Origin of the sequence: Klebsiella sp. I138, from assembly GCF_051131765.1 — a bacterium.
GTDB lineage: Bacteria > Pseudomonadota > Gammaproteobacteria > Enterobacterales > Enterobacteriaceae > Klebsiella.
Window position 1 is genome coordinate 2,022,857 of record NZ_CP180447.1, and the last position, 22,432, is coordinate 2,045,288.

General features: G+C 56.1%; 20 protein-coding genes. 5 read left to right on the plus strand and 15 right to left on the minus strand.

Annotation, left to right across the window (positions count from 1 at the left end; translation table 11 throughout):
• Position 1: 1 nt before the first annotated feature.
• From pabC to yceD, 9 genes are all read right to left on the minus strand, one after another.
• A complete protein-coding gene (gene pabC, locus ACMYSK_RS09475) occupies positions 2 to 811 on the minus strand; it encodes an aminodeoxychorismate lyase (protein WP_434642260.1) in 810 nt (269 codons plus the stop codon).
• A 133-nt stretch (positions 812 to 944) separates the two neighbouring features.
• A complete protein-coding gene (gene fabF, locus ACMYSK_RS09480) occupies positions 945 to 2,186 on the minus strand; it encodes a beta-ketoacyl-ACP synthase II (protein ID WP_434642261.1) in 1,242 nt (413 codons plus the stop codon).
• A gap of 86 nt (positions 2,187 to 2,272) precedes the next feature.
• The gene (gene acpP / locus ACMYSK_RS09485) at positions 2,273 to 2,509 is read right to left on the minus strand and encodes an acyl carrier protein (protein ID WP_000103754.1); all 237 of its coding nucleotides are present in this window, start codon (positions 2,507 to 2,509) and stop codon (positions 2,273 to 2,275) included.
• A 210-nt stretch (positions 2,510 to 2,719) separates the two neighbouring features.
• Positions 2,720 to 3,454, minus strand: a complete 735-nt coding sequence (fabG, locus tag ACMYSK_RS09490; protein WP_434642262.1) for a 3-oxoacyl-ACP reductase FabG — start codon at positions 3,452 to 3,454, stop codon at positions 2,720 to 2,722.
• 12 nt (positions 3,455 to 3,466) lie between these two features.
• Positions 3,467 to 4,396 (minus strand): ACP S-malonyltransferase, encoded by a 930-nt coding sequence (fabD, locus tag ACMYSK_RS09495; RefSeq protein WP_434642263.1) that lies wholly within the window; start codon positions 4,394 to 4,396, stop codon positions 3,467 to 3,469.
• Between the two features lie 15 nt (positions 4,397 to 4,411).
• Positions 4,412 to 5,365 (minus strand): beta-ketoacyl-ACP synthase III, encoded by a 954-nt coding sequence (locus ACMYSK_RS09500; protein WP_434642265.1) that lies wholly within the window; start codon positions 5,363 to 5,365, stop codon positions 4,412 to 4,414.
• 53 nt (positions 5,366 to 5,418) lie between these two features.
• Entirely contained in the window at positions 5,419 to 6,516 is a 1,098-nt protein-coding gene (plsX, locus tag ACMYSK_RS09505) for a phosphate acyltransferase PlsX (protein WP_434642268.1), read from the minus strand.
• Between the two features lie 142 nt (positions 6,517 to 6,658).
• A complete protein-coding gene (gene rpmF / locus ACMYSK_RS09510; protein ID WP_000290724.1) occupies positions 6,659 to 6,832 on the minus strand; it encodes a 50S ribosomal protein L32 in 174 nt (57 codons plus the stop codon).
• A gap of 16 nt (positions 6,833 to 6,848) precedes the next feature.
• Positions 6,849 to 7,370 carry a 23S rRNA accumulation protein YceD gene (yceD, locus tag ACMYSK_RS09515; RefSeq protein WP_434642270.1) on the minus strand — a complete coding sequence of 174 codons (522 nt, stop codon included), beginning with the start codon at positions 7,368 to 7,370 and terminating at the stop codon, positions 6,849 to 6,851.
• 141 nt (positions 7,371 to 7,511) lie between these two features.
• On the opposite strand from yceD, the gene ACMYSK_RS09520 reads away from it, so the two are divergent.
• Both ACMYSK_RS09520 and ACMYSK_RS09525 read left to right on the plus strand, forming a co-directional pair.
• A complete protein-coding gene (locus tag ACMYSK_RS09520; protein ID WP_434642273.1) occupies positions 7,512 to 8,096 on the plus strand; it encodes a Maf family protein in 585 nt (194 codons plus the stop codon).
• 107 nt (positions 8,097 to 8,203) lie between these two features.
• On the plus strand, positions 8,204 to 9,448 hold the full coding sequence (locus tag ACMYSK_RS09525) for an MFS transporter (RefSeq protein WP_434642275.1): 1,245 nt from the start codon (positions 8,204 to 8,206) through the stop codon (positions 9,446 to 9,448).
• A gap of 34 nt (positions 9,449 to 9,482) precedes the next feature.
• On the opposite strand, the gene rluC is transcribed toward ACMYSK_RS09525, so the two are convergent.
• Positions 9,483 to 10,436 (minus strand): 23S rRNA pseudouridine(955/2504/2580) synthase RluC, encoded by a 954-nt coding sequence (gene rluC / locus ACMYSK_RS09530; protein ID WP_434642278.1) that lies wholly within the window; start codon positions 10,434 to 10,436, stop codon positions 9,483 to 9,485.
• An 821-nt stretch (positions 10,437 to 11,257) separates the two neighbouring features.
• On the opposite strand from rluC, the gene rne reads away from it, so the two are divergent.
• Complete coding sequence (gene rne, locus ACMYSK_RS09535; RefSeq protein ID WP_434642279.1) at positions 11,258 to 14,605, plus strand: ribonuclease E; 3,348 nt, start codon at positions 11,258 to 11,260, stop codon at positions 14,603 to 14,605.
• A gap of 236 nt (positions 14,606 to 14,841) precedes the next feature.
• On the opposite strand, the gene ACMYSK_RS09540 is transcribed toward rne, so the two are convergent.
• A complete protein-coding gene (locus ACMYSK_RS09540; protein WP_434642281.1) occupies positions 14,842 to 15,870 on the minus strand; it encodes a LysR family transcriptional regulator in 1,029 nt (342 codons plus the stop codon).
• Positions 15,871 to 15,886: 16 nt separating this feature from the next.
• On the opposite strand from ACMYSK_RS09540, the gene ACMYSK_RS09545 reads away from it, so the two are divergent.
• Positions 15,887 to 17,101 carry an MFS transporter gene (locus tag ACMYSK_RS09545; protein WP_434642284.1) on the plus strand — a complete coding sequence of 405 codons (1,215 nt, stop codon included), beginning with the start codon at positions 15,887 to 15,889 and terminating at the stop codon, positions 17,099 to 17,101.
• A gap of 52 nt (positions 17,102 to 17,153) precedes the next feature.
• Here ACMYSK_RS09545 and murJ read toward each other — a convergent pair whose 3' ends face one another.
• From murJ to rimJ, 4 genes are all read right to left on the minus strand, one after another.
• Positions 17,154 to 18,689, minus strand: a complete 1,536-nt coding sequence (gene murJ / locus ACMYSK_RS09550; RefSeq protein ID WP_434642287.1) for a murein biosynthesis integral membrane protein MurJ — start codon at positions 18,687 to 18,689, stop codon at positions 17,154 to 17,156.
• 112 nt (positions 18,690 to 18,801) lie between these two features.
• Positions 18,802 to 19,725, minus strand: a complete 924-nt coding sequence (locus ACMYSK_RS09555; RefSeq protein WP_434642290.1) for a Gfo/Idh/MocA family protein — start codon at positions 19,723 to 19,725, stop codon at positions 18,802 to 18,804.
• A gap of 2 nt (positions 19,726 to 19,727) precedes the next feature.
• Positions 19,728 to 20,375, minus strand: a complete 648-nt coding sequence (locus tag ACMYSK_RS09560; protein ID WP_434642292.1) for a YceH family protein — start codon at positions 20,373 to 20,375, stop codon at positions 19,728 to 19,730.
• A 9-nt stretch (positions 20,376 to 20,384) separates the two neighbouring features.
• The gene (gene rimJ / locus ACMYSK_RS09565; RefSeq protein ID WP_004860498.1) at positions 20,385 to 20,969 is read right to left on the minus strand and encodes a ribosomal protein S5-alanine N-acetyltransferase; all 585 of its coding nucleotides are present in this window, start codon (positions 20,967 to 20,969) and stop codon (positions 20,385 to 20,387) included.
• A gap of 229 nt (positions 20,970 to 21,198) precedes the next feature.
• Here rimJ and mdtH point away from each other — a divergent pair, with 229 nt between their 5' ends.
• On the plus strand, positions 21,199 to 22,407 hold the full coding sequence (gene mdtH / locus ACMYSK_RS09570) for a multidrug efflux MFS transporter MdtH (RefSeq protein ID WP_434642295.1): 1,209 nt from the start codon (positions 21,199 to 21,201) through the stop codon (positions 22,405 to 22,407).
• Positions 22,408 to 22,432 lie beyond the last annotated feature (25 nt).

Sequence of the window (22,432 nt, forward strand, 5' to 3'; positions counted from 1 at the left end):
ACTAACCAGACAGCTCACACAGTGGGGCTAAAAAATGATAAAGCTCTCGCGAGGACCAGCATGTCTCGTCCCAGCAGCGAACCGGTACCAGCGGCATCAGCGCATTGCAGATCAGCACTTCATCGGCGTCACGCAACACATCGGCGCCAGCTGTGACTTCGACAACGCGAAACGGCGATTGTGCCAGCTGCGCCATACAATGCTGACGCATAATGCCATTGACCCCCGCTTGATCGAGGCGTGGCGTAAACACATCCATCCCCTTGCGCCAGAACAGATTCGCGGCACAGCATTCCGTAAGCCACCCGTCGCTGTCAAGGACCAGCGCCTCATCGGCGTCCGTCTGCTCAAGATGAGAGCGGATCAATACCTGCTCCAGCCGGTTGAGGTGCTTGAGTCCGGCAAGCAGCGGATTACGCCCCAGGCGAACCGGGCTAAGCGCCAGCGCAACGCCGGTTTGTTGCCAGCGCGCATAGTGGGCCGGATACGGTGAAACGCTGAGGATACGGGTGGGGTCCTGGCAGGCCGAGCCGCTATAGCCGCGTCCGCCGACGCCGCGGGTCAGAATGACTTTCAGCACGCCGCTTTGCTGTTCATGCGCCATGCGCTGCATTTCATCTGCCAGCGTCTGCCATTGCGCGTATGGGATCATCAGCGTTTCGCAGGCCCGCTGCAAGCGACGAAGGTGGGCAGGCAACATCTGCACGTTATGGCCCGCGATACGCGCGGTAGTAAAACACCCGTCGCCGAACTGGATTGCCCGGTCACTGGCGGCCAGGGTGTCCTGTTCAATGCCATTTATCAAGAACATAGCGGCTCCTTATCGGTGACGTATTAGTGTCTCAGGATGAAATACGCAGGACAAGCAGAGAAAACTGAAGAAAAAAAGAAGGCCCGCATTTAATGCAGGCCTGAGTCAGGATTTTGCGTCGGGCGCTACGGGCTTAGATCTTTTTAAAGATCAGCGAACCGTTGGTGCCACCAAAGCCGAAGGAGTTACACAGGGCATACTCCATACCGGAAACCTGACGCGCTTCGTGCGGAACGAAGTCCAGGTCACAACCTTCATCCGGGTTATCCAGGTTGATGGTCGGTGGAACCACACCGTCACGCAGCGCCAGGATGGAGTAGATAGATTCTACGGCCCCGGCGGCGCCCAGCAGGTGCCCGGTCATTGATTTGGTTGAGCTAACCATCACGCGGCGTGCAGCATCACCGAAGACAGACTTAACCGCCTGCGTTTCCGCTTTATCGCCTGCCGGCGTAGAGGTGCCGTGCGCATTAACGTAAGCTATCTGGCCAGGTTCAATCCCTGCATCACGGATGGCATTTACCATCGCCAGGGCCGCACCCGCACCGTTCTCCGGAGGAGACGTCATATGGTAAGCATCGCTGCTCATGCCAAAGCCGACGATTTCCGCGTAAATTTTCGCGCCGCGTTTCCTGGCATGTTCGTACTCTTCCAGTACCACCATACCTGCGCCGTCGCCGAGCACAAAACCGTCGCGATCTTTATCCCACGGACGGCTTGCCGCCTGCGGATTGTCATTGCGGGTAGAGAGTGCACGCGCTGCACCAAAGCCGCCCACGCCAAGCGGGGTACTGGCTTTTTCCGCACCGCCGGCCACCATTGCATCAGCATCGCCATACGCAATGATACGCGCGGCCTGACCAATATTGTGTACGCCAGAGGTACAAGCGGTCGCGATAGAAATACTCGGCCCACGCAGACCAAACATGATGGTCAAATGCCCGGCCACCATGTTAACAATTGTAGACGGTACAAAGAACGGGCTAATCTTACGAGGTCCGCCGTTCGTTAACGAACTGTGATTTTCCTCGATCAGGCCGAGACCACCGATACCGGAACCAATAGCGGCACCGATGCGGGTTGCGTTCTCTTCCGTTACTTCAAGACCAGAATCCTGCATGGCCTGAACGCCAGCGACAATTCCATATTGAATGAAGGCATCCATCTTGCGCTGTTCTTTACGCGAGATAATGTCATCACAGTTAAAATCCTTTACTAAGCCAGCAAATTTTGTTGCATAGGCGCTAGTATCGAAATGGTCGATCAGGCTGATGCCACTCTGACCGGCAAGGAGAGCTTTCCAGGTAGACTCTACGGTATTGCCGACAGGAGACAACATGCCCAGTCCGGTCACAACTACACGACGCTTAGACACGGTTGTCCTCCAGGGAGGGAAAATAGATTCTTGTGGGACAAAAAGATAAAACTCAGGCGGTCGAATGACCGCCTGGAGATGTTCACTTACGCCTGGTGACCGTTGATGTAATCAATGGCAGCCTGAACAGTGGTGATTTTCTCAGCTTCTTCGTCCGGAATCTCAGTATCAAACTCTTCTTCCAGAGCCATTACCAGCTCAACGGTGTCAAGAGAATCAGCGCCCAGGTCTTCAACGAAGGAAGCATTGTTGGTAACTTCTTCCTGCTTAACGCCCAGCTGTTCGCCGATAATTTTCTTAACGCGTTCTTCGATAGTGCTCATACTCTTAAATTTCCTATCAAAACTCGCTTTCGCGATGGTTTTCGTAGTGTATAAAATGTTGAAAAATTTGCAACTAAATCCCGGCAGTTCTTACCACGATTTTACGCTATTTTGCGGGTGTTTGCCCTCATAACGCAAATCATTTTGCACAAAACCGCACTCGGGATCGCACGGACTGCGCGGTTCCTGAGCGTTTTGTGCAAATCTCGGTCAGACCATATACATTCCGCCGTTGACGTGCAGGGTTTCACCAGAGATGTAGCCTGCTTCGTCAGAAGCTAAGAACGCAACCGCATTAGCGATTTCTTTTGCATCGCCAAGGCGACCCGCAGGAACTTGCGCCAAAATACCCGCACGCTGATCTTCAGACAGCGCACGCGTCATGTCCGTTTCAATAAAGCCCGGAGCAACAACGTTAACAGTAATACCGCGAGACGCGACTTCACGTGCCAGCGATTTACTAAAACCAATCAGACCCGCTTTCGCCGCAGCGTAGTTGGCCTGACCAGCATTTCCCATGGTACCGACCACAGAACCGATAGTAATAATGCGACCGTGACGCTTTTTCATCATAGCGCGCATTACTGCTTTTGACAGACGGAAAACTGATGACAGGTTGGTTTCGATGATATCGTTCCACTCGTCATCTTTCATCCGCATTAACAGGTTATCACGAGTAATACCGGCATTATTAACCAGGATATCAACTTCACCAAATTCTGCGCGAATATTTCCCAGAACAGATTCGATAGATGCCGGATCGGTCACATTCAGCAGCATGCCTTTACCGTTAGCACCTAAATAATCGCTGATCGCCTGTGCACCGCTTTCGCTGGTGGCGGTCCCGATCACTTTCGCGCCACGGGCGACAAGCGTTTCTGCGATTGCACGGCCAATACCGCGACTTGCACCGGTAACCAGCGCGATTTTTCCTTCAAAACTCATGGTATTCCTCTTTTATTGCTCAAGCGCCGCAGACAGCGCTGCAGGCTCGTTAAGCGCAGAAGCGGTCAGGGTGTCAACAATACGTTTAGTCAGACCGGTAAGCACTTTACCCGGCCCCACTTCATACAGGTGCTCTACGCCCTGTGATGCCATAAACTCAACGGTTTTGGTCCACTGAACCGGGCTGTACAGCTGGCGAATCAGGGCATCGCGAATCGCGTCCGGCGCCGTCTCGCATTTCACATCAACGTTGTTCACCACCGCAATAACCGGCGCGTTAAAAGTGATGTTCTGCAGTTCAACGGCCAGTTTCTCCGCCGCAGGCTTCATCAGCGCGCAGTGGGACGGCACGCTCACCGGCAGCGGCAGCGCACGCTTAGCGCCCGCGGCTTTACAGGCGGCACCGGCACGTTCAACGGCCTCTTTATTACCGGCAATCACCACCTGGCCCGGAGAGTTAAAGTTAACCGGAGAAACGACCTGTCCTTCAGCGGACTCTTCGCAGGCTTTAGCAATAGACGCATCATCAAGGCCGATAATCGCCGACATCGCGCCAGTCCCTTCCGGCACGGCTTCCTGCATAAATTTGCCACGCATTTCAACCAGACGCACGGCATCGGTGAAATCAATCACACCAGCACAAACCAGCGCGGAATACTCACCCAGGCTATGACCGGCCAACAGAGCCGGCGCCTTGCCGCCCTGCTGCTGCCAGGCGCGATACAGCGCCACGGAAGCGGTCAGCAGCGCCGGCTGCGTCTGCCAGGTTTTGTTCAGCTCTTCCGCCGGGCCCTGCTGAGCAAGCGCCCACAGATCGTAACCCAACGCCGCAGAGGCTTCACGGAAAGTCTCTTCGATAACCGGATACGTTGCTGCCATGTCAGACAACATACCGACCGTCTGAGAACCCTGTCCCGGGAACACAAAAGCAAATTGCGTCATGTCTAAATCCTTATCCTAAAAACGAACCAGCGCGGAACCCCAGGTGAAACCGCCACCAAAGGCTTCCAGCAGAATCAGCTGACCACGTTGGATGCGGCCATCACGAACCGCTTCATCCAGCGCACAGGGAACGGATGCCGCAGAGGTATTGCCATGGCGATCGAGCGTGACCACGACATTATCCATCGACATCCCCAGTTTCCTCGCCGTCGCACTGATGATACGCAGGTTTGCCTGATGCGGCACCAGCCAGTCCAGCGCAGAGCGTTCGAGATTGTTGGCCGCCAGCGTCTCATCAACAATGTGCGCCAGCTCGGTTACGGCAACCTTAAACACTTCGTTGCCCGCCATCGTCAGATAGATCGAGTTTTCCGGATCGACACGATCGGCGTTCGGCAGCGTTAACAGCTCACCATAGCGGCCATCCGCATGCAGATGAGTAGAAATAATACCCGGCTCTTCAGAAGCCCCTAGCACGACGGCACCTGCGCCATCGCCAAAAATAATGATCGTTCCGCGATCGGTAGGATCGCAGGTGCGCGCCAGCACGTCAGCACCGATAACCAGCGCATAATCTACCGCCCCGTTTTTCACGTACTGATCGGCAATGCTCAGCGCGTAGGTGAACCCTGCGCACGCGGCCGCTACGTCAAAGGCCGGACAGCCATTAATACCCAGCATGGACTGAATCTGACACGCCGAGCTTGGAAACGCGTGAGTACCCGAGGTGGTCGCAACAACGATCAGACCAATTTGCTCCGGTTTAACACCCGCCATATCCAGCGCATTTTTTGCCGCTTCAAAACCCAGCGTAGCAACGGTTTCATTCGGTGCAGCAATACGACGTTCACGGATACCCGTACGGGTGACAATCCACTCGTCAGACGTCTCTACCATTTTTTCCAGGTCGGCGTTAGTCCGCACTTGCTCGGGCAGATAACTGCCGGTACCAATAATCTTCGTATACATGTACGCTCAGTCACTCTTGGGTAATATACCTGCTTTGTTCAAACCGCTGGTCGTCAGCCTTCTTCGTTCGTCCCGTTTTGCTGCCGGGAGTTCCCGTTTCTGTCGCCCGTGGGCAGTTCGAAACCTGCTGGGTATAAAGATTCCAGGCGAGCGGCGATCCGTTGAGGAATTTGCCGCTGCACCGCCTGCACTGCCTGCTCTATCGCAACGCTGAAGGCGCGCTGATTGGCAGCCCCATGACTCTTAATCACGGAACCACGCAATCCTAACAGACAGGCGCCATTATACTGGTCGGGGTTGAGGTGACTGAATCGCCTCGCCAGGCTTTTTTGTAACCAACGCTTCAATAACAGCAGCCACCACGACCGTTTTTTGCCCTCACCCTGTGATTTCAGCAGCGAGAGGAACATTCTGACAACACCTTCCATAGTTTTTAATGTGACGTTGCCCGTGAATCCATCACAAACCAGCACATCGGTTTTGCCCGTCAATAGTTCGTTGGCTTCAAGATAGCCGATATAGTTAAGCGACGGCAGCGTTTTCAAAACTGCGGCGGCATCGCGGATGCTGCTGAGGCCTTTCATCTCTTCTTCGCCGATATTCAGCAGCGCGACGCGAGGATTCTCAATACCAACGACTTCTTCCGCCAGTACGGCGCCCATCACCGCAAACTGCACCAGCATCGTGCTATCGCAGTCTACGTTAGCGCCTAAATCCAGCACCACGGTTTTCCCCTTCTGCTGATGCGGCAGAACCGTCACCAGCGCCGGGCGCTCAATCCCCTCAATGGGCTTGAGTAATAATTTTGCCAGTCCCATCAGCGCACCGGTATTCCCCGCGCTGACGCAGGCTTCCGCCCGCCCTTCTTTTACTAACTCCAGCGCCATGCGCATTGAGCTTCCGCGGCTACTGCGGATCGCCTGCGCCGGCCGCGCATCACTAGCAATAACTGACTGCGCAGGGATCACCTGCAGACGCGAACGTTGTTCGAAATCAGCTTTGGCAAGTAATGGCGTGATGGTGTCGGGATCGCCGACTAAAAGAAGTGTGAGTTGCGAATTAGAGTTCAGTGCCTGCAGTGCTGCAGGCACTGTCACGGATGGGCCAAAATCACCCCCCATGACATCTAACGCCAGGGTTAGACGTGTCAAGGTATCGTCGCTGCCCGGTTCGGTTATTCCCCAGTTACCTGGGGAAATCCTCGCTAAGCTTCACCACGCTTTACTCTTTGTCTTTCACGCGCCAAGTGACTTACGTCTTCTTGTTACGCAAAATCCAGGGAGTAGTGCGTGATTACTTAGCGATAACCTTGCGACCGCGGTAGAAACCGTCGGCAGTGATGTGGTGACGCAGGTGTTTCTCACCAGAAGTTTTGTCTACAGACAGGCTGGTGACTGCGGTCAGAGCGTCATGGGAACGACGCATGCCACGTTTGGAACGGGTTGGTTTATTCTGTTGTACGGCCATGGACCTTACTCCTCAATTACTTATGCTTTAAGCTGGCTAATACGGCAAATGGGTTTGGTTTTCGTGCCTCTTCAGGCAGTTCACCAAAGACCATGTCCGCGTCGGACACTTCACAGTGTTCAGAATCATGCACCGGAACTACAGGCAAGGTGAGAATGATTTCATCCTCAACCATCGCTTGCAGGTCGATTTCACCGAATTCGTTAACCTCAATCGGCTCATACGCTTCCGGTAGTGCTTCGGCCTGTTCGTCATTTCTGACGGGGCTAAAACAATACGTAGTGTGGACATGATGGGGGAACGGTTTCCCGCAACGCTGACATTCGAGGGTTACTGATACCGTTGCATCACCGGTAATAACGGCAAGACGTTGATTATCAATAGCGAACGACATGCTGCATTCCACATCGCTGTCCACGCTGACTACAGAATCGGCTACACGTTCAACCTGATCACGGGCATAGATACCTGCGTAATCGAGGCGTTTTTGAGCCGTGCGGACCGGATCAAGAGTCAGGGGTAATTTTACCTTTTGCATAGGGCGCGCATATTAACTTTGTAATGTCATAGAGTCAAAGAAAAAGGCAGCCTCAGGTTGCCTTTCGCCATTTATTCGCACACATTGCGGCCCATAGTTTAAAATGATGCTCTTCGAAGCGCTATATGTGGATGAAAAAATATGTCTGAGCTTATCCTGGCGTCAACTTCGCCGTGGCGGCGGATGCTGCTGGAAAAACTGGCCATGCCGTTCGACTGCGCGGCGCCAGATGTCGATGAAACCCCGCATCCGGGTGAACCCGCCCGCCAGCTGGTGGTCCGCCTCGCGCAGGCGAAGGCGCAAATCCTTGCCGAGCGCTACCCTCATCATTTAATTATCGGCTCCGATCAGGTTTGCGTTCTGGACGGTGAAATTACCGGCAAACCGCATACCGAAGAGAATGCCCGCCTGCAGTTAAGGAAAGCCAGCGGTACGATTGTGACCTTTTACACCGGGCTGGCGCTCTATAACTCAGCCAACGGTCACTTACAAACCGAGTGCGAACCCTTTGATGTCCATTTCCGCCATTTGAGCGACCAGGAAATTGACCATTATGTTCGCAAAGAGAGCCCCCTGCACTGCGCCGGGAGTTTTAAAAGTGAGGGTCTGGGCATCACGCTGTTTGAACGACTGGAGGGACGTGACCCTAATGCGCTGGTTGGCCTGCCGCTGATCGCGTTGTGTCAGATGCTACGTCGGGAAGGCTGTAATCCGCTTTTAAGCTAGTCCTTTATTCTATCGGGCCAAAGCCGCTGCGCTGGCCCTTTTCTTTGTCATAGATTTTTCGCGTCTCAGCCAGTAATCTCATTTTACTTCCCCTTTGCTGACCGAAAATGACCGTGGAACCACTCGCCTCAAAACCTGCCGCAGGCCGACTGTGGCTCCCCATCACGCTTGCCAGCCTGATTTTACTCATCACCATGGGGATTCGTCAGACCGTTGGTCTGTTTGTCCATCCGTTGATGGGCGAAACCACCATGAATATCGCCGAAATCAGTATGGCGCTGGCGATTGGTCAACTGATGTGGGGCGCATTTCAACCGCTGTTTGGCGCCTGGGCCGATAAACGCGGTGCGTTCGGCGTATTAATCATCGGTGCCCTGCTGATCGCATTCGGGCAAGTGGCAACGCTGTGGGCAACCTCGTTGACTTCGCTAACCCTTGCACAAGGTTTGCTGAGCCCGGCAGGAGCCGCTGCCGGGAGTTTTTCGGTTCTGATTGGTATTGTTGCCGGACGCCTGCCAACGGATAAAGGCTCGATGGCCAGCGGCCTGATAAACGCCGGTGGTTCGATGGGGCAATTTATTTTTGCGCCACTGGTACAGCTGATCGTCAGCCTGCGTGGCATGGCTTCCGGGCTGATCTTTCTGGCGATTGCAGCGCTGGCAACGCTGTTCCCCTCCTGGCTGCTGTGCCGGGATAGCGTGAAAAAAGCCGCGCCGCAGAGCCTCTCTGAGCGCGAGCCAGGTCTGAAGCAGCAGATTCATGCTGCATTTCGCAATCCCAGCTACCTGTTATTGCATGCCGGCTTTCTCACCTGCGGCTTCCACGTTGCCTTTTTGACCACCCACCTGCCGGGTGAAGTCACGCTTTGCGGCCATGAAGCGTCCGTTTCTGCGGCCAGCCTGTCGCTGATTGGCCTGTGTAATATTGCCGGCAGTATCTTCGCGGGCTATCTCGGTAAACATTACCCGATGAAATATATCCTCGCCGTGTTGTATGCCTCGCGTGCGGTGCTGATTGGCCTGTTCCTGGCCTCCGACAAAAGCGTACTCGACTTTTATATCTTTGCTGCGGCGATCGGCTTTACCTGGCTTGCCACCGTGCCACCGACCGCCGGGATCATCGGGAAGCTGTTCGGCACCCGCTATCTGGCTACTCTGTTTGGTTTCACCCTGTTCAGCCATCAGATTGGCGCTTTTTTCGGTGCCTGGCTTGGCGGACTGGCGATGGAGCACAACGGTAATCTGGATTGGGTGTGGTATGCAGATATCGTGCTGGCACTGCTTGCCGCACTGGTGAACTTGCCGATAAAAGAGAAAAGCGTCGCGGTGAGACTCAACGATGCGACGCGTTAGTAAGCCGCGGCGGGTTGACGACCCGCCGGGGAGATTACTTCGTATTCCGCAACACCTGCAGACAACGCTTCAGCTGGTTATCCAGCGGCGCTTCCACGCGCATCACCTCCCCGGTTCCCGGGTGAGTAAATTTTAGCGCAGCGGCGTGCAGGAACAGGCGATTCAAGCCGGTGCCGGCCAGCTGTTTGTCGAACTCGCGGTCGCCATAGCGGTCGTCGAAGGCAATCGGGTGGCCCGCATACTGCGTATGCACGCGGATCTGGTGCGTGCGTCCGGTTACCGGGCTACAGCGTACCAGCGTCGCATGGGTATAGCGCTCTTCGACCTTAAAACGCGTCTCAGACGGTTTACCTTCCTGATTAACGCGAACAATACGTTCTCCGCTCTGCAAAATGTTTTTCAGCAGTGGCGCCTGCACAACTTTGGTGTGCGACTGCCACTGCCCGCGCACCAGCGCCAGATAATCCTTCTGCATCCCTTTTTCGCGCAGCTGCTCGTGCAGTGAGCGCAGTGCGGAACGCTTCTTCGCGACCAGCAGGACGCCAGAGGTATCGCGGTCAAGACGGTGCACCAGTTCGAGGAAGCGAGCTTCCGGACGCAGCGCGCGCAGCCCTTCAATGACGCCAAAGCTCAAGCCGCTGCCGCCGTGCACCGCGGTACCGGAGGGTTTGTTGAGCACCAGAATATGGTCATCTTCATACAAGATAACCTCCGCCAGCGCGGCAACCTTCTGCAAATGCGGAGAAACCGCCTCTTCTTCGCGCTCGGCGACCCGAACTGGCGGAATGCGGATTTCGTCGCCCGCTTCCAGCTTATATTCCGGCTTGACGCGTTTTTTATTCACCCGCACCTCGCCTTTACGCAGGATGCGATAAATCATGCTCTTCGGTACGCCCTTCAGCTGCGTACGCAAAAAGTTATCGATGCGTTGCCCCGCTTCATCGGCGGTGATGGCAACCATTTTTACGCTTGGAGTCTCAGTTTTCATGGTGCGCGATTCTAAATAGCCCGACGCATTAGCGCCACTCATTTTTATATGCTTATATTTATCAGTACCCGGTTTTCATTGAATGCTTCACCGTCGTTTTGTTTGTTATTAGAACAATCTGTATGCGCTGGTGAAAAAACTGTGAGTAACCGGGTGATAAAAGGTAAAAGTCAACTTGCTATAACAAGGTTAGCAATGGAATAATGATGCCGTTTTCCGTGTTCAATCTTGTTAGAACAAGAAATTAGCGGAATGACCAATTTTGTCTGACCGATCATCCACGCAGCAATGGCGTAAGACGTATTGATCTTTCAGACAGTTAGCGGGCTGCGGGTTGCAGTCCTTACCGGTACAGGCCTCTATGGATTTCACGTCGCAGGAAGGCGTCGACTCCGGGTATTCCCGGGTGCTCTACTCAGTCCGCTGATTGAGGTGAGCAGGTTAAGCCAAAACATCTGCAACGTGAAAGACGACGAGATATACGTAAAATTGTTCAGAATGCGCCAAGGCGGCGAAAGAGAGACACCCCGGAACTGACATCGTCAGTAACAGGGGTGAACGAGCCTAGCCGACGCAGAAGCAATCTGAAAAATGACGCGTATAAATGGAATCTTCTCTGGTGATACATCCCAGGCTGTTCCCCTGCTAATTGCGCTGTGTTTCCGTTTGAAATACAGGCGACCGACACTCTGCGCCTCTTAAGCGCGCGACAACCGTGAGGTTGGCGACGTGAAACAGACACGAGGCCATCGGTTCCACCCGGCAAGGCAATACTCTGCCCGCAGCTTAGTCGTCAATGTAAGAATAATGAGTAAGTTACGATGAAAAGAATGTTAATCAACGCAACTCAGCAGGAAGAGTTGCGCGTCGCCCTTGTTGATGGGCAGCGCCTGTACGACCTGGATATCGAAAGCCCCGGGCACGAACAGAAAAAAGCGAACATCTACAAAGGCAAAATTACCCGTATTGAACCTAGCCTTGAAGCCGCGTTTGTTGATTACGGCGCCGAGCGTCATGGTTTCCTCCCCCTCAAAGAAATCGCCCGCGAATACTTCCCTGCCAACTACAATTCTCACGGCCGTCCGAATATTAAGGATGTCCTGCGTGAAGGCCAGGAAGTCATTGTGCAAATTGATAAAGAAGAACGTGGCAACAAAGGCGCTGCGCTCACCACCTTTATCAGCCTGGCGGGTAGCTACCTGGTACTGATGCCGAATAACCCACGTGCCGGCGGTATTTCGCGCCGCATCGAGGGTGACGACCGTACCGAACTGAAAGAAGCGCTGGCCAGCCTTGAACTGCCTGACGGCATGGGGCTTATCGTGCGTACCGCAGGCGTCGGCAAATCTGCTGAAGCACTACAATGGGACCTGAGCTTCCGTCTGAAGCATTGGGAAGCCATCCAGAAAGCCGCAGAAAGCCGCCCGGCGCCGTTCCTGATCCATCAGGAAAGCAACGTTATTGTGCGCGCCTTCCGTGATTACCTGCGCCAGGACATCGGCGAAATCCTGATCGATAACCCGAAAGTGCTTGAGCTGGCTCGCCAGCATATCGCAGCGCTGGGTCGTCCGGATTTCAGCAGCAAAATCAAACTGTACACCGGTGAAATTCCGCTGTTCAGCCATTATCAAATCGAATCGCAGATTGAGTCCGCCTTCCAGCGTGAAGTGCGTCTGCCGTCCGGCGGTTCTATCGTTATCGACAGCACCGAAGCATTGACCGCTATCGATATCAACTCCGCACGTGCAACCCGCGGCGGCGACATCGAAGAAACGGCATTCAACACCAACCTGGAAGCGGCCGATGAAATCGCCCGCCAGCTGCGTCTGCGTGACCTCGGCGGCTTGATTGTCATCGACTTCATCGACATGACGCCGGTACGCCACCAGCGTGCGGTTGAAAACCGCCTGCGTGAAGCCGTTCGTCAGGATCGTGCGCGTATTCAGATCAGCCATATTTCCCGCTTCGGCCTGCTCGAAATGTCCCGTCAGCGTCTGAGCCCGTCGCTGGGTGAATCCAGCCATCACGTCTGCCCGCGCTGTAGCGGTACCGGCACCGTTCGTGATAACGAATCCCTGTCGCTCTCTATCCTGCGTCTGATTGAAGAAGAAGCGCTGAAAGAGAACACCCAGGAAGTTCACGCCATCGTGCCTGTGCCGATTGCCTCTTACCTGCTGAACGAAAAACGTGCCGCGGTGAGCGCTATCGAAACCCGCCAGGGCGACGTTCGTGTCATCATCGTCCCGAACGATCAGATGGAAACTCCACACTACTCCGTGCTGCGCGTACGCAAAGGCGAAGAAACCTCTACGCTGAGCTATCTGCTGCCGAAACTGCACGAAGAAGAAATGGCGCTGCCTGCGGACGAAGAGCCGGCCGAGCGTAAACGCCCTGAGCAACCAGCCCTGGCCACTTTCGTCATGCCGGACGTACCGCCTGCGCCAGAGCAGGATGAACCTGTCGCCGCGCCTGCCGCCGTGAAACCTGCGGCAGCATCTGTCGCCGCGGCACCGCAACAACCGGCACAGCCAGGTCTGCTCTCACGCTTCTTTGGTGCTCTGAAGAATATCTTCTCCGGCGCGGAAGAAGCCAAACCGGTAGAACCTCAGGTCGAGAATAAGACTGAAGAGAAACCGGAACGTCAGCAGGAACGTCGTAAGCCGCGGACTAACAACCGCCGCGATCGCAACGATCGTCGCGATAACCGTGATAATCGCGATAACCGTGATAATCGTGACGCCCGTGATAACCGTGACGCCCGTGATAACCGTGCTGAAAATAGCGAAGGCCGTGAATCTCGTGAATCCCGCGAGGAAAACCGTCGTAACCGTCGCGAGAAACAGCAGCAGAACGCGGAGCCGCGTGAATCTCGCCAGCCAGTGACCGATGATGCGGACAAAGGCAAGGTACGCGATGAACAGCAGCCGCGCCGTGAACGTAATCGTCGTCGTAATGACGAAAAGCGTCAAGCACCGCAGGAAGTCAAAGCGCAAACTAGCGAAGAGCCCGTTGTCCAGCAGGAAGTTGAGCAGGAAGAACGCGTGCAGACGATGTCGCGTCGCAAGCCGCGTCAGCTGTCCCAGAAAGTTCGCATTGAGTCTGCGGTAGTTGAAACAGCGGCACCGGTTGTAGAAACCGTCGCCGTTGCTCAGCCGGAAACCGTTGCCCCGCGCACGGAGCTGGCAAAAGTCGACCTGCCTGCCGTCGTTGAAACAAACGGCGATCATGACGACAACAATGAATCTCGTGAAGCCAACGGCATGCCGCGTCGCTCTCGTCGTTCGCCGCGTCATCTGCGCGTCAGCGGCCAGCGCCGTCGCCGTTACCGTGATGAGCGTTACCCGACCCAATCGCCGATGCCGCTGACCGTAGCCTGTGCATCTCCGGAAATGGCGTCAGGTAAAGTCTGGATCCGTTATCCGGTTGTCCGTCCGCAGGATCAGCAGCAGGAAGAGCAACAGCTGCAGGCATCCGTAGCTGAAACCATCGCGCCAGTTGTTGTCGCTGAGCCGATCGTTGCAGAAGCCGTAGCCCCGGTCGTTGTTGACTCAGCGCCTGTCGCCGCAGAACAACCGGTCGTCGCTGAAGCAACCATCGTTGAAGCCGCACAACCTGTTGAGCCGGAGATCGTCCGTGAGGCCGAGGTTGCGCCACAGGACGTTATCACCGCAGAAGCCCCGGTTGTTGAGGCAGAAAGCGTGGTTGCACCGGTTGTCGAGGAGTCGGAAACGGTAGCAGTGGAAGCTGAAGCCGTCGTTGAAGAAATCGCACCGCTTGTGGCGCACGACGCCCCTGCACCGCAGGCCACCGAACCGACGCCTGTCGTTGAAACTGCCCCGGTTGTGGAAATCGCGCCGGTTGTCACACCAGAGCCGGTTGTCACGCCAGCGCCGGTTGTCACACCAGCGCCGGTTGTCACACCAGCGCCGGTTGTCACGCCAGCGCCGGTTGTGGTTGCAGAGCCTGCCGCAGCTAAGGTTATCATTTCTAACCACTACGCCACGGCTCCGATGACTCGCGCGCCAGCTCCGGCCTACGAGCCTGAAGAGCCGCGTCACAGCGACTGGGTTCGCCCGTCATTTGCCTTCGATGGCAAAGGTGCAGCAGGCGGCCACAGCGCAACTCATCAGGCGACGGCGGAGCCTACCCGTCCACAGCCTGCCGAGTAAACGCGGTACGCACTAAAAAACCGGCCTCTGGCCGGTTTTTTTATGGTTTATTGTGAACCTGGGTGATGCCGATAAACGGTGGTTTGGACGAACATTTGGTGTTGCCCGTTTTCCTGTCGCGATATCATTGCTGAAGGTTTTTCAGCGGCAGAATGGTCAGCATGGAATATCGGAACATGCCGCAGGGGGTTGGAGCGGCTAAAAATCGCTGAGATGCAGGCCTCTGGCCGATTTTTTTATTCCCCTTCCGGTTGTTGCATCCCGGCTACCTGTGGCATAACCTCGCGCATCAGATCGAGGAACTTTCTCAGGCGGGTAGGATAATAACGCGCCCACGGATAGACCAGGTGCACCGGCAGCGGAGAAGCTCTCCACTGTGGAAACGGTTCGACCAACCGACCGGCAGCGATATCCTGCGTTACAGCCCAGCTCGACACGATAGCCACCCCCAACCCAGCCAGCGCCGTATTACGCGCCACATGTACACTATCCGTGCTCAGACACGGCACGATGCCAAAAGTAAGCTCCTGGCTGTCATCCTGATGCTGTAGCTCCACTTCATGCTGATAGAAGGTGCTGATAGCCACCCACGGTAGATGAGACAGGTCCTCGGGGTTCACTAATACCGGGTAGCGCGACAACAGCGCCGGGGCCACCACCAGGCTACGCGGAACCTCTGCCAGCAGCACAGAAACCGTAGCCGGGTCGACTTCGGCACCGACCCGAATAGCACAATCGATATTGTCGCTGAGAAAGTCGACGGTTTTGTCATTGAGCATCCACTCTACCGCCAGCTGAGGATATCGTTGCAGAAAGCTGACCAGCGGCCCCAGCAGCTGCTGCTGGCCAAAGGCGTGAGGTGCACGCACGCGCAGCACGCCCACCGGCCTTTCATCAGCAATACTCATCTCGTCCTCCAGGGCCAGCCATGCATCCACCACCTGCCGCGCGTGCTGATAGCAGCGTTCCCCGTCATCGGTCAGCTTCATGGCGTGGGTTGTACGCAGGATCAGTCTGCTACCCAGCATTCCCTCCAGAGACTGCAAGCGGCGGCTGACCGTCGCCTGGGTTGTGTCCAGCTGCCGCGCCGCCGATGAGAGCGAGCCGGACTCGACGATTCGAATAAAAGTTCGCATCAGCTCAATGCGGTCTATACGCTCCTGCCTCTTCATTTTCATTTTCTCTATACGTATGACGTATAACCGTTTTACCACCACGCTATCTACCGCACCAGCCGTATTCAGTGAAGAATAGCGCCATCTCATCTACGAGGACTCCATCATGACTCCGAAGCCGTTATCCTCCCGCGAGGCTGGCTGGATTATTTTTATACTCGCCCTTGGCGCGGGTTTTAGCGTTGCCTCCATTTATTACGCTCAGCCCCTGCTCCCGCTGATGGGCGCTAATCTGCATCTCAGCGTTGAAGGAATGGGGCTGGTCCCGACCCTGACACAGGCGGGCTACGCGCTGGGGATTCTGTTTCTTCTGCCGCTCGGGGATCGCCACGACCGGCGCACCCTGATTCTGCTGAAGAGTGCGGCGCTGGCGGTCCTGCTGCTGCTGTGTAGCCTCACGGGCCAGTTGAGTTCACTGCTTCTGGTCAGCCTGCTGATTGGCATGGCAGCAACGATGGCGCAGGATATCGTTCCGGCTGCGGCCATCCTGGCACCGGCGGGTAAACAGGGAAAAATGGTCGGGACGGTGATGACCGGCCTGCTGCTGGGGATTTTGCTCTCGAGGACCGTCAGCGGGCTGGTCGGAGCGCTGTTCGGTTGGCGAGTGATGTATCAGGCAGCGGCGGTGAGCATCGCCTTGATTGGCCTGCTGATGTGGCGCATCCTGCCGCGGTTTGAGATTCACTCAACCCTAAGCTATCCGCAGTTGATGAAATCTATGGTACACCTTTGGCAACGCTATCCTGCGCTACGTCGCGCGGCGTTAGCCCAGGGCTTTTTATCCGTGGCCTTCAGCGCCTTCTGGTCAACGCTGGCGGTAATGCTGCTCGCACATTATCAGATGGGTAGCGCCGTTGCCGGGGGATTCGGTATCGCCGGTGCGGCCGGGGCCCTTGCCGCACCGCTGGCCGGCGGGCTGGCCGATAAATATGGCGCGGGAAGAGTCACTCAACTGGGGGCCGGGCTGGTTACCGCCTCTTTTGCCCTGATGTTCCTGATGCCAGCATTGCCACCGCACGGCCAGCTGCTGCTGATAGGCCTCTCGGCCATCGGTTTCGATCTTGGTCTGCAGTCCAGTCTGGTCGCCCACCAGAATCTGGTTTATAGCCTGGAGCCACAGGCTCGCGGTCGCCTGAATGCCCTGCTGTTTACCGGCGTGTTTATTGGTATGGCGCTGGGCTCAATTCTCGGCAGCCGGCTATACGTGGTTGCCGGCTGGAACGGCGTCGTTATTCTCGCCGTCGTTAGCGGGGCTATTGCTCTCGCGATTCGTCTGCGGGAAAGCGCTCGGCTGGCCTCAGCTCAACGCACGGCCCGATAAAAAAACCCGTTCTGCGGTGCAGAACGGGTCCCTTTTAGTCCGATGTATCACTTCAGATAGTGCGGCGGGCAAACTCTTTCACCCGGAAGCCCAGCAGCATCAGGGTCGCAAAATAAGCGACCACGCCTACTACCACCACGGCCATCAGGCGCAGCAAACGGAACGGCATAGAGCCCTGCGACCACTCCGGCATGATATACATCATGCCCAGCAGCGCCGCCGACATCACAAGCACCGCTACCACCAGGCGTAAAAGGAAGGAAAACCAACCCGGCTGAGGGGTAAAGATCTTTTGCTTACGCAGCTGCCAGTAAAGCAAACCGGCATTAAGACAGGCCGCGAGACCGATAGACAATGACAGACCGGCATGCTTCAGCGGACCAATAAAAATCAGGTTCATCACCTGGGTCATGATCAGCGTAACGATAGCAATTTTGACCGGCGTTTTAATGTCCTGGCGCGAATAAAAGCCCGGCGCCAGCACCTTAACGACAATCAGCCCCATCAGACCAACGGAATACGCCACCAGCGCACGTTGGGTCATGGCGGCGTCAAAGGCACTGAATTTTCCGTACTGGAACAGCGCCACGGTCAGCGGTTTCGCCAGGATCCCCAGCGCAACGGCGCTCGGTAACGCCAGCAGGAAGCACAAGCGCAGCCCCCAGTCCATCAGGCGGCAATACTCGTCATGGTTGCCGCTGGAGAAACTCTTTGACAGCGAGGGCAGCAAAATAGTCCCCAGCGCCACGCCAAGCACCCCGGACGGAAACTCCATCAGACGGTCCGCATAATACATCCACGACACGGAACCAGAAACCAGGAACGAGGCAAAAATCGTATTGATAATCAAAGAAATTTGGCTGACAGACACGCCGAGGATCGCCGGCCCCATCTGCTTCACTACGCGAATCGCCCCGGCATCTTTCAAATTAATACGCGGCAGAACCAGCATGCCGATTTTTTTCAGATGTGGCAGCTGATAAGCCAGCTGCAGGATGCCACCAACGGTAACCGCCCACGCCATCGCCATCATCGGCGGATGAAAATAAGGTGCGGCGAACAGGGCAAAACCAATCATGCTGACGTTAAGGAACGTCGGCGCAAAGGCAGGAACAGAAAAACGGTTCCATGTGTTGAGAATCGCCCCGGCTAATGACGCCAGTGAAATCAGCAGAATATAAGGAAAGGTGACCCGCAGCAGCTGCGTGGTCAACGTAAATTTATCGGGACTGTCGGCGAAGCCCGGCGCGGTAATAGTGATAACCCAGGGAGCGGCCAGCATGCCAAGAACGGTAACTACCGCCAGAACCAGCGTCAGCAGGCCAGAAACGTAGGCCACAAACACGCGGGTTGCATCTTCGCCCTGCTTGCTTTTGTATTCAGCAAGAATCGGGACGAAAGCCTGAGAAAAAGCCCCTTCGGCGAAAATACGGCGCAGCAAATTCGGTAATTTGAACGCCACGAAAAAGGCATCCGTCGCCATCCCGGCACCAAAAATTCGGGCGACGATAGCATCACGCGCAAACCCCAGTACGCGTGAAAACATGGTCATCGAACTGACTGCCGCCAGTGATTTTAAAAGGTTCATTAACGTGTTATTCCACAACCCTGAAGTAAAACGCCCGCGATAGCGGGCGCTGGAAAGTGGCGATAGTCTACCGGGTTCGTCATGAATTACTACTCCCAGTTGTTACAACCAGTTATTCGCTCATTGCCTCACGCCAGAGCTTTTCCACGATACGCTGGGCCAACAGCGCCTGCTCACCTGCGGTATCCGGAACCGTCTGATTTTGCACACATTCGATAAAATGGCGGGCGCAGCCGACAAAGCCGCGTTGCTCCAGCGTGGTTTGCCAGCCGGGTACCGGCCGCTGAACGACGCCCTGGCCGCGCTCTTCCTGCCAATCGCGCATATCGCAAACCTCATACAGCCCGCCATCGGTAACGGCCTGTACCCACTCCCGCTGGCTGCCGGCACGGCGGTGCATGCTGGTGGTCACCTCCAGCTGCGGCGTGCTGAAATGATGTTCGGCATAGAGCATTTCACCCTGGGCCGTGGTGTGCAACGTCCCGCCGCTCAGGCGCGCGTTTCCGCCCGCCAGCCACAGCGCAGTATCCACTACGTGCAGATAATCATCCAGAAGTGTAAAACGCAGATCGTGGCCCACGCTGTCGCTGCGATGTTTATCCATGCGTAACGATGCCGCATCGCCCAGCTGCGCTTTAAGCTCGCGGTACAGCGGCGCAAAGCGACGGTTGAACCCAACCATGAGCGTGAGCTTGCGGCGCGCGGCCAGTTCGACCAACGACTCCGCCTCGTTCAGCTTATCGGCCAGCGGTTTATCTACGCAGACATGCACCCCGGCATTCAGCAGGCGGCTGACGACCTCAAAATGCGAAGCCGTCGAGGTATGCACAAATACCGCATCACACTGCGCCGCCAGCTGTTCCAGCGAGTCAGCATAAGGAATACGCCAGGTGTCGCAGATGCGCAGCGCTTTCTCTTTACCCGGCGACCAGGCCGCCTGCAGCGTCCAGCCGTCTGCGGCGCCCAGCACCGGCAGCCAGGCCTTCTGCGCGATGCCTCCTAACCCCACCACGCCAATGCGTAATTTCGCCGTCACGATTAATCTCCCAGGTGAGCCAGCAGTGAGTCCAGCCGCTCTTTAAGCTCCGCGACCTCGCCTTCAAGCGCCTCAACCCGCGCGAGGAGATCATCGGTCGGCGGTGAGACGGCCTCCACGGCGGTAATCAGCGAGTCCATGTCATCGCAGAACAGATGCATATAGCGGGATTCGCGTTTTCCTGGCTCGCGCGGCAGGCGGGCGACGAAGGGGCCGTCATCCCGGTTGGCCAGCGTTTCGAGCACATTTTCCACTTCCGCCATATCGCTAAAGTCGTGCATTCGCTGCGCGCGACTGCGCAACTCGCCCGGCGTTTGTGCCCCGCGCAGCAGCAGCGTCGTCACCACCGCCACCTCTGCCGGAGTCAGCTTAAGATCGCCAAATTCTGAATTACAAAAGCGCTGCTCGTATTTGGTCACGCGATTGCCAAAACCGCTGACCGTGCGCAGATAGTGGCGTTTGACCAGGGTATCCAGCAGGTCCTGAATATCACTTTCGCTCAGCGACATCACCGGCTCACGGTTGGTTTTCTGATTGCAGGCGGTCACCACCGCATTGACCGACAGCGGATACTGTTCCGGCGTGGTCACCTGTTTTTCCAGCAAACACCCGATGACCCGTGCTTCGTGTGCGGTTAACTGATATTTCATGCTTTCTCCTTAGCGACCCGGAGTCCAGTCCGGGGTCGTCAACGCCGTCAGTACATGGTCGCGCCACTGCCCGTCAATCAGCAGATAGTTTTTAGCGTAACCCTCTTTTTCAAAGCCAAGACGCGCCAGTAGATCGCCGCTACGCTGATTATGCGGCATGTAATTGGCCATAATGCGATGGATATGCTGCGTGCGTTGCATATAACGAATCGCGGCGGTCAGCGCTTCAAACATCAGCCCCTGGCCCTGCCACTTCTCACCAATGGAGTAGCCGAGGTAACAGGCATGAAACGACCCGCGCACCACGTTGGAAAAATTCGCTACGCCGATAATCTCTTTCTCTTCCGGATCGAGAAGCGCAAAGTAGAATGCCGAGCCCTGTTTATGAAACTCAGAAATCATCGACAAACGCGCCTGCCAGCCAGAGGGGTAGCAGTGGCTGTCGTCGCGCACTGGTTCCCAGGGTTTCAAGAACCCTTTATTCTCCGCGTAATAATCGGCCAGACGCCAGGCGTCACGATCGTATACCAGCCGCACCACCAGCCTGTCCGTCGTCAAACGCACCTTCGGTACGTTACTGCGATAGCCAAACATTCCCTTCTCCTGTTCCCCTGACTGATTACCCTGCTCCCTTCACTATACCTGTCCTGAACGCTGGTGTGAAAACAGCAACATACCATTTTCTGCACCATCTCCCTTTTTCGATGAATAGACTCTATCGATCTTGCTTTTTGATAAAAAAATATTGTCGCAAGGAAGCTGGGAAAGTCAGCATCTTCCCCGCACACTATCCGGGTAACTCTTTATTTTCCCTGGAGGGGAAATGTCCCGCGTATCGCAGGCAAGGAGCCTGGGTAAATATTTCCTGTTGGTCGACAACATGCTGGTGGTTCTCGGCTTTTTTGTCGTCTTTCCGCTGATTTCTATTCGCTTTGTTGACCAGATGGGCTGGGCGGCGCTCATGGTCGGCATTGCGCTCGGCCTGCGTCAACTGGTACAGCAGGGATTAGGCATTTTTGGCGGGGCGGTTGCCGATCGCTTTGGCGCCAAGCCGATGATCGTCACCGGTATGCTGATGCGCGCGGGGGGGTTCGCGGCGATGGCCGTGGCCCATGAACCGTGGGTCCTGTGGCTTTCCTGTATTCTCTCCGGGCTTGGCGGAACCCTGTTCGATCCGCCGCGCGCTGCGCTGGTGGTCAAACTGGTTCGCCCACATCAGCGCGGGCGGTTCTTTTCCATCCTGATGATGCAGGATAGCGCCGGAGCGGTTATCGGCGCGCTGCTCGGCAGCTGGCTGCTGCAATATGACTTCCGCCTTGTCTGCAGCGTCGGCGCGGCGCTGTTTATCGCCTGCGCCGGGTTCAACGCCTGGTATCTCCCGGCGTGGAAGCTTTCCACCGTGAAAACGCCGGTTCGAGAAGGTCTGGGTAGAGTCCTGCGCGATAAGCGCTTTGTCACCTACGTCCTGACGCTTACCGGCTACTACATGCTGGCTGTACAGGTCATGCTGATGCTGCCTATTATGGTCAACGACATCGCCGGCTCGCCCACTGCGGTAAAATGGATGTATGCCATTGAAGCCGCCATTTCGCTGACCCTGCTCTATCCCATCGCTCGCTGGAGCGAGCAGCGCTTTCGTCTGGAACACCGACTGATGACCGGGTTACTGGTGATGACCGTCGCCATGCTACCCATCGGCTTAACCAGCAATTTACAGCAGCTGTTTACCCTGATTTGTGTTTTCTACATCGGCTCGATCATTGCGGAACCCGCTCGTGAAACGCTGGGCGCATCGTTAGCAGATGCCCGAGCGCGCGGCAGCTATATGGGCTTCAGCCGGCTGGGGCTGGCCTTCGGCGGCGCGTTTGGCTACGCCGGTGGCGGGTGGTTATTCGACGCGGGTAAAGAGCTGAACCAGCCCGAACTACCGTGGCTGATGCTGGGTATTATCGGCTTTATTACCTTCATTGCCCTGTGGTGGCAGTTTAGTCAGAAGCGCTCGACGTCCGGCATGCTGGAGCCTCGTACCTGACCTGATATTCAGCGTCAGGCATCTT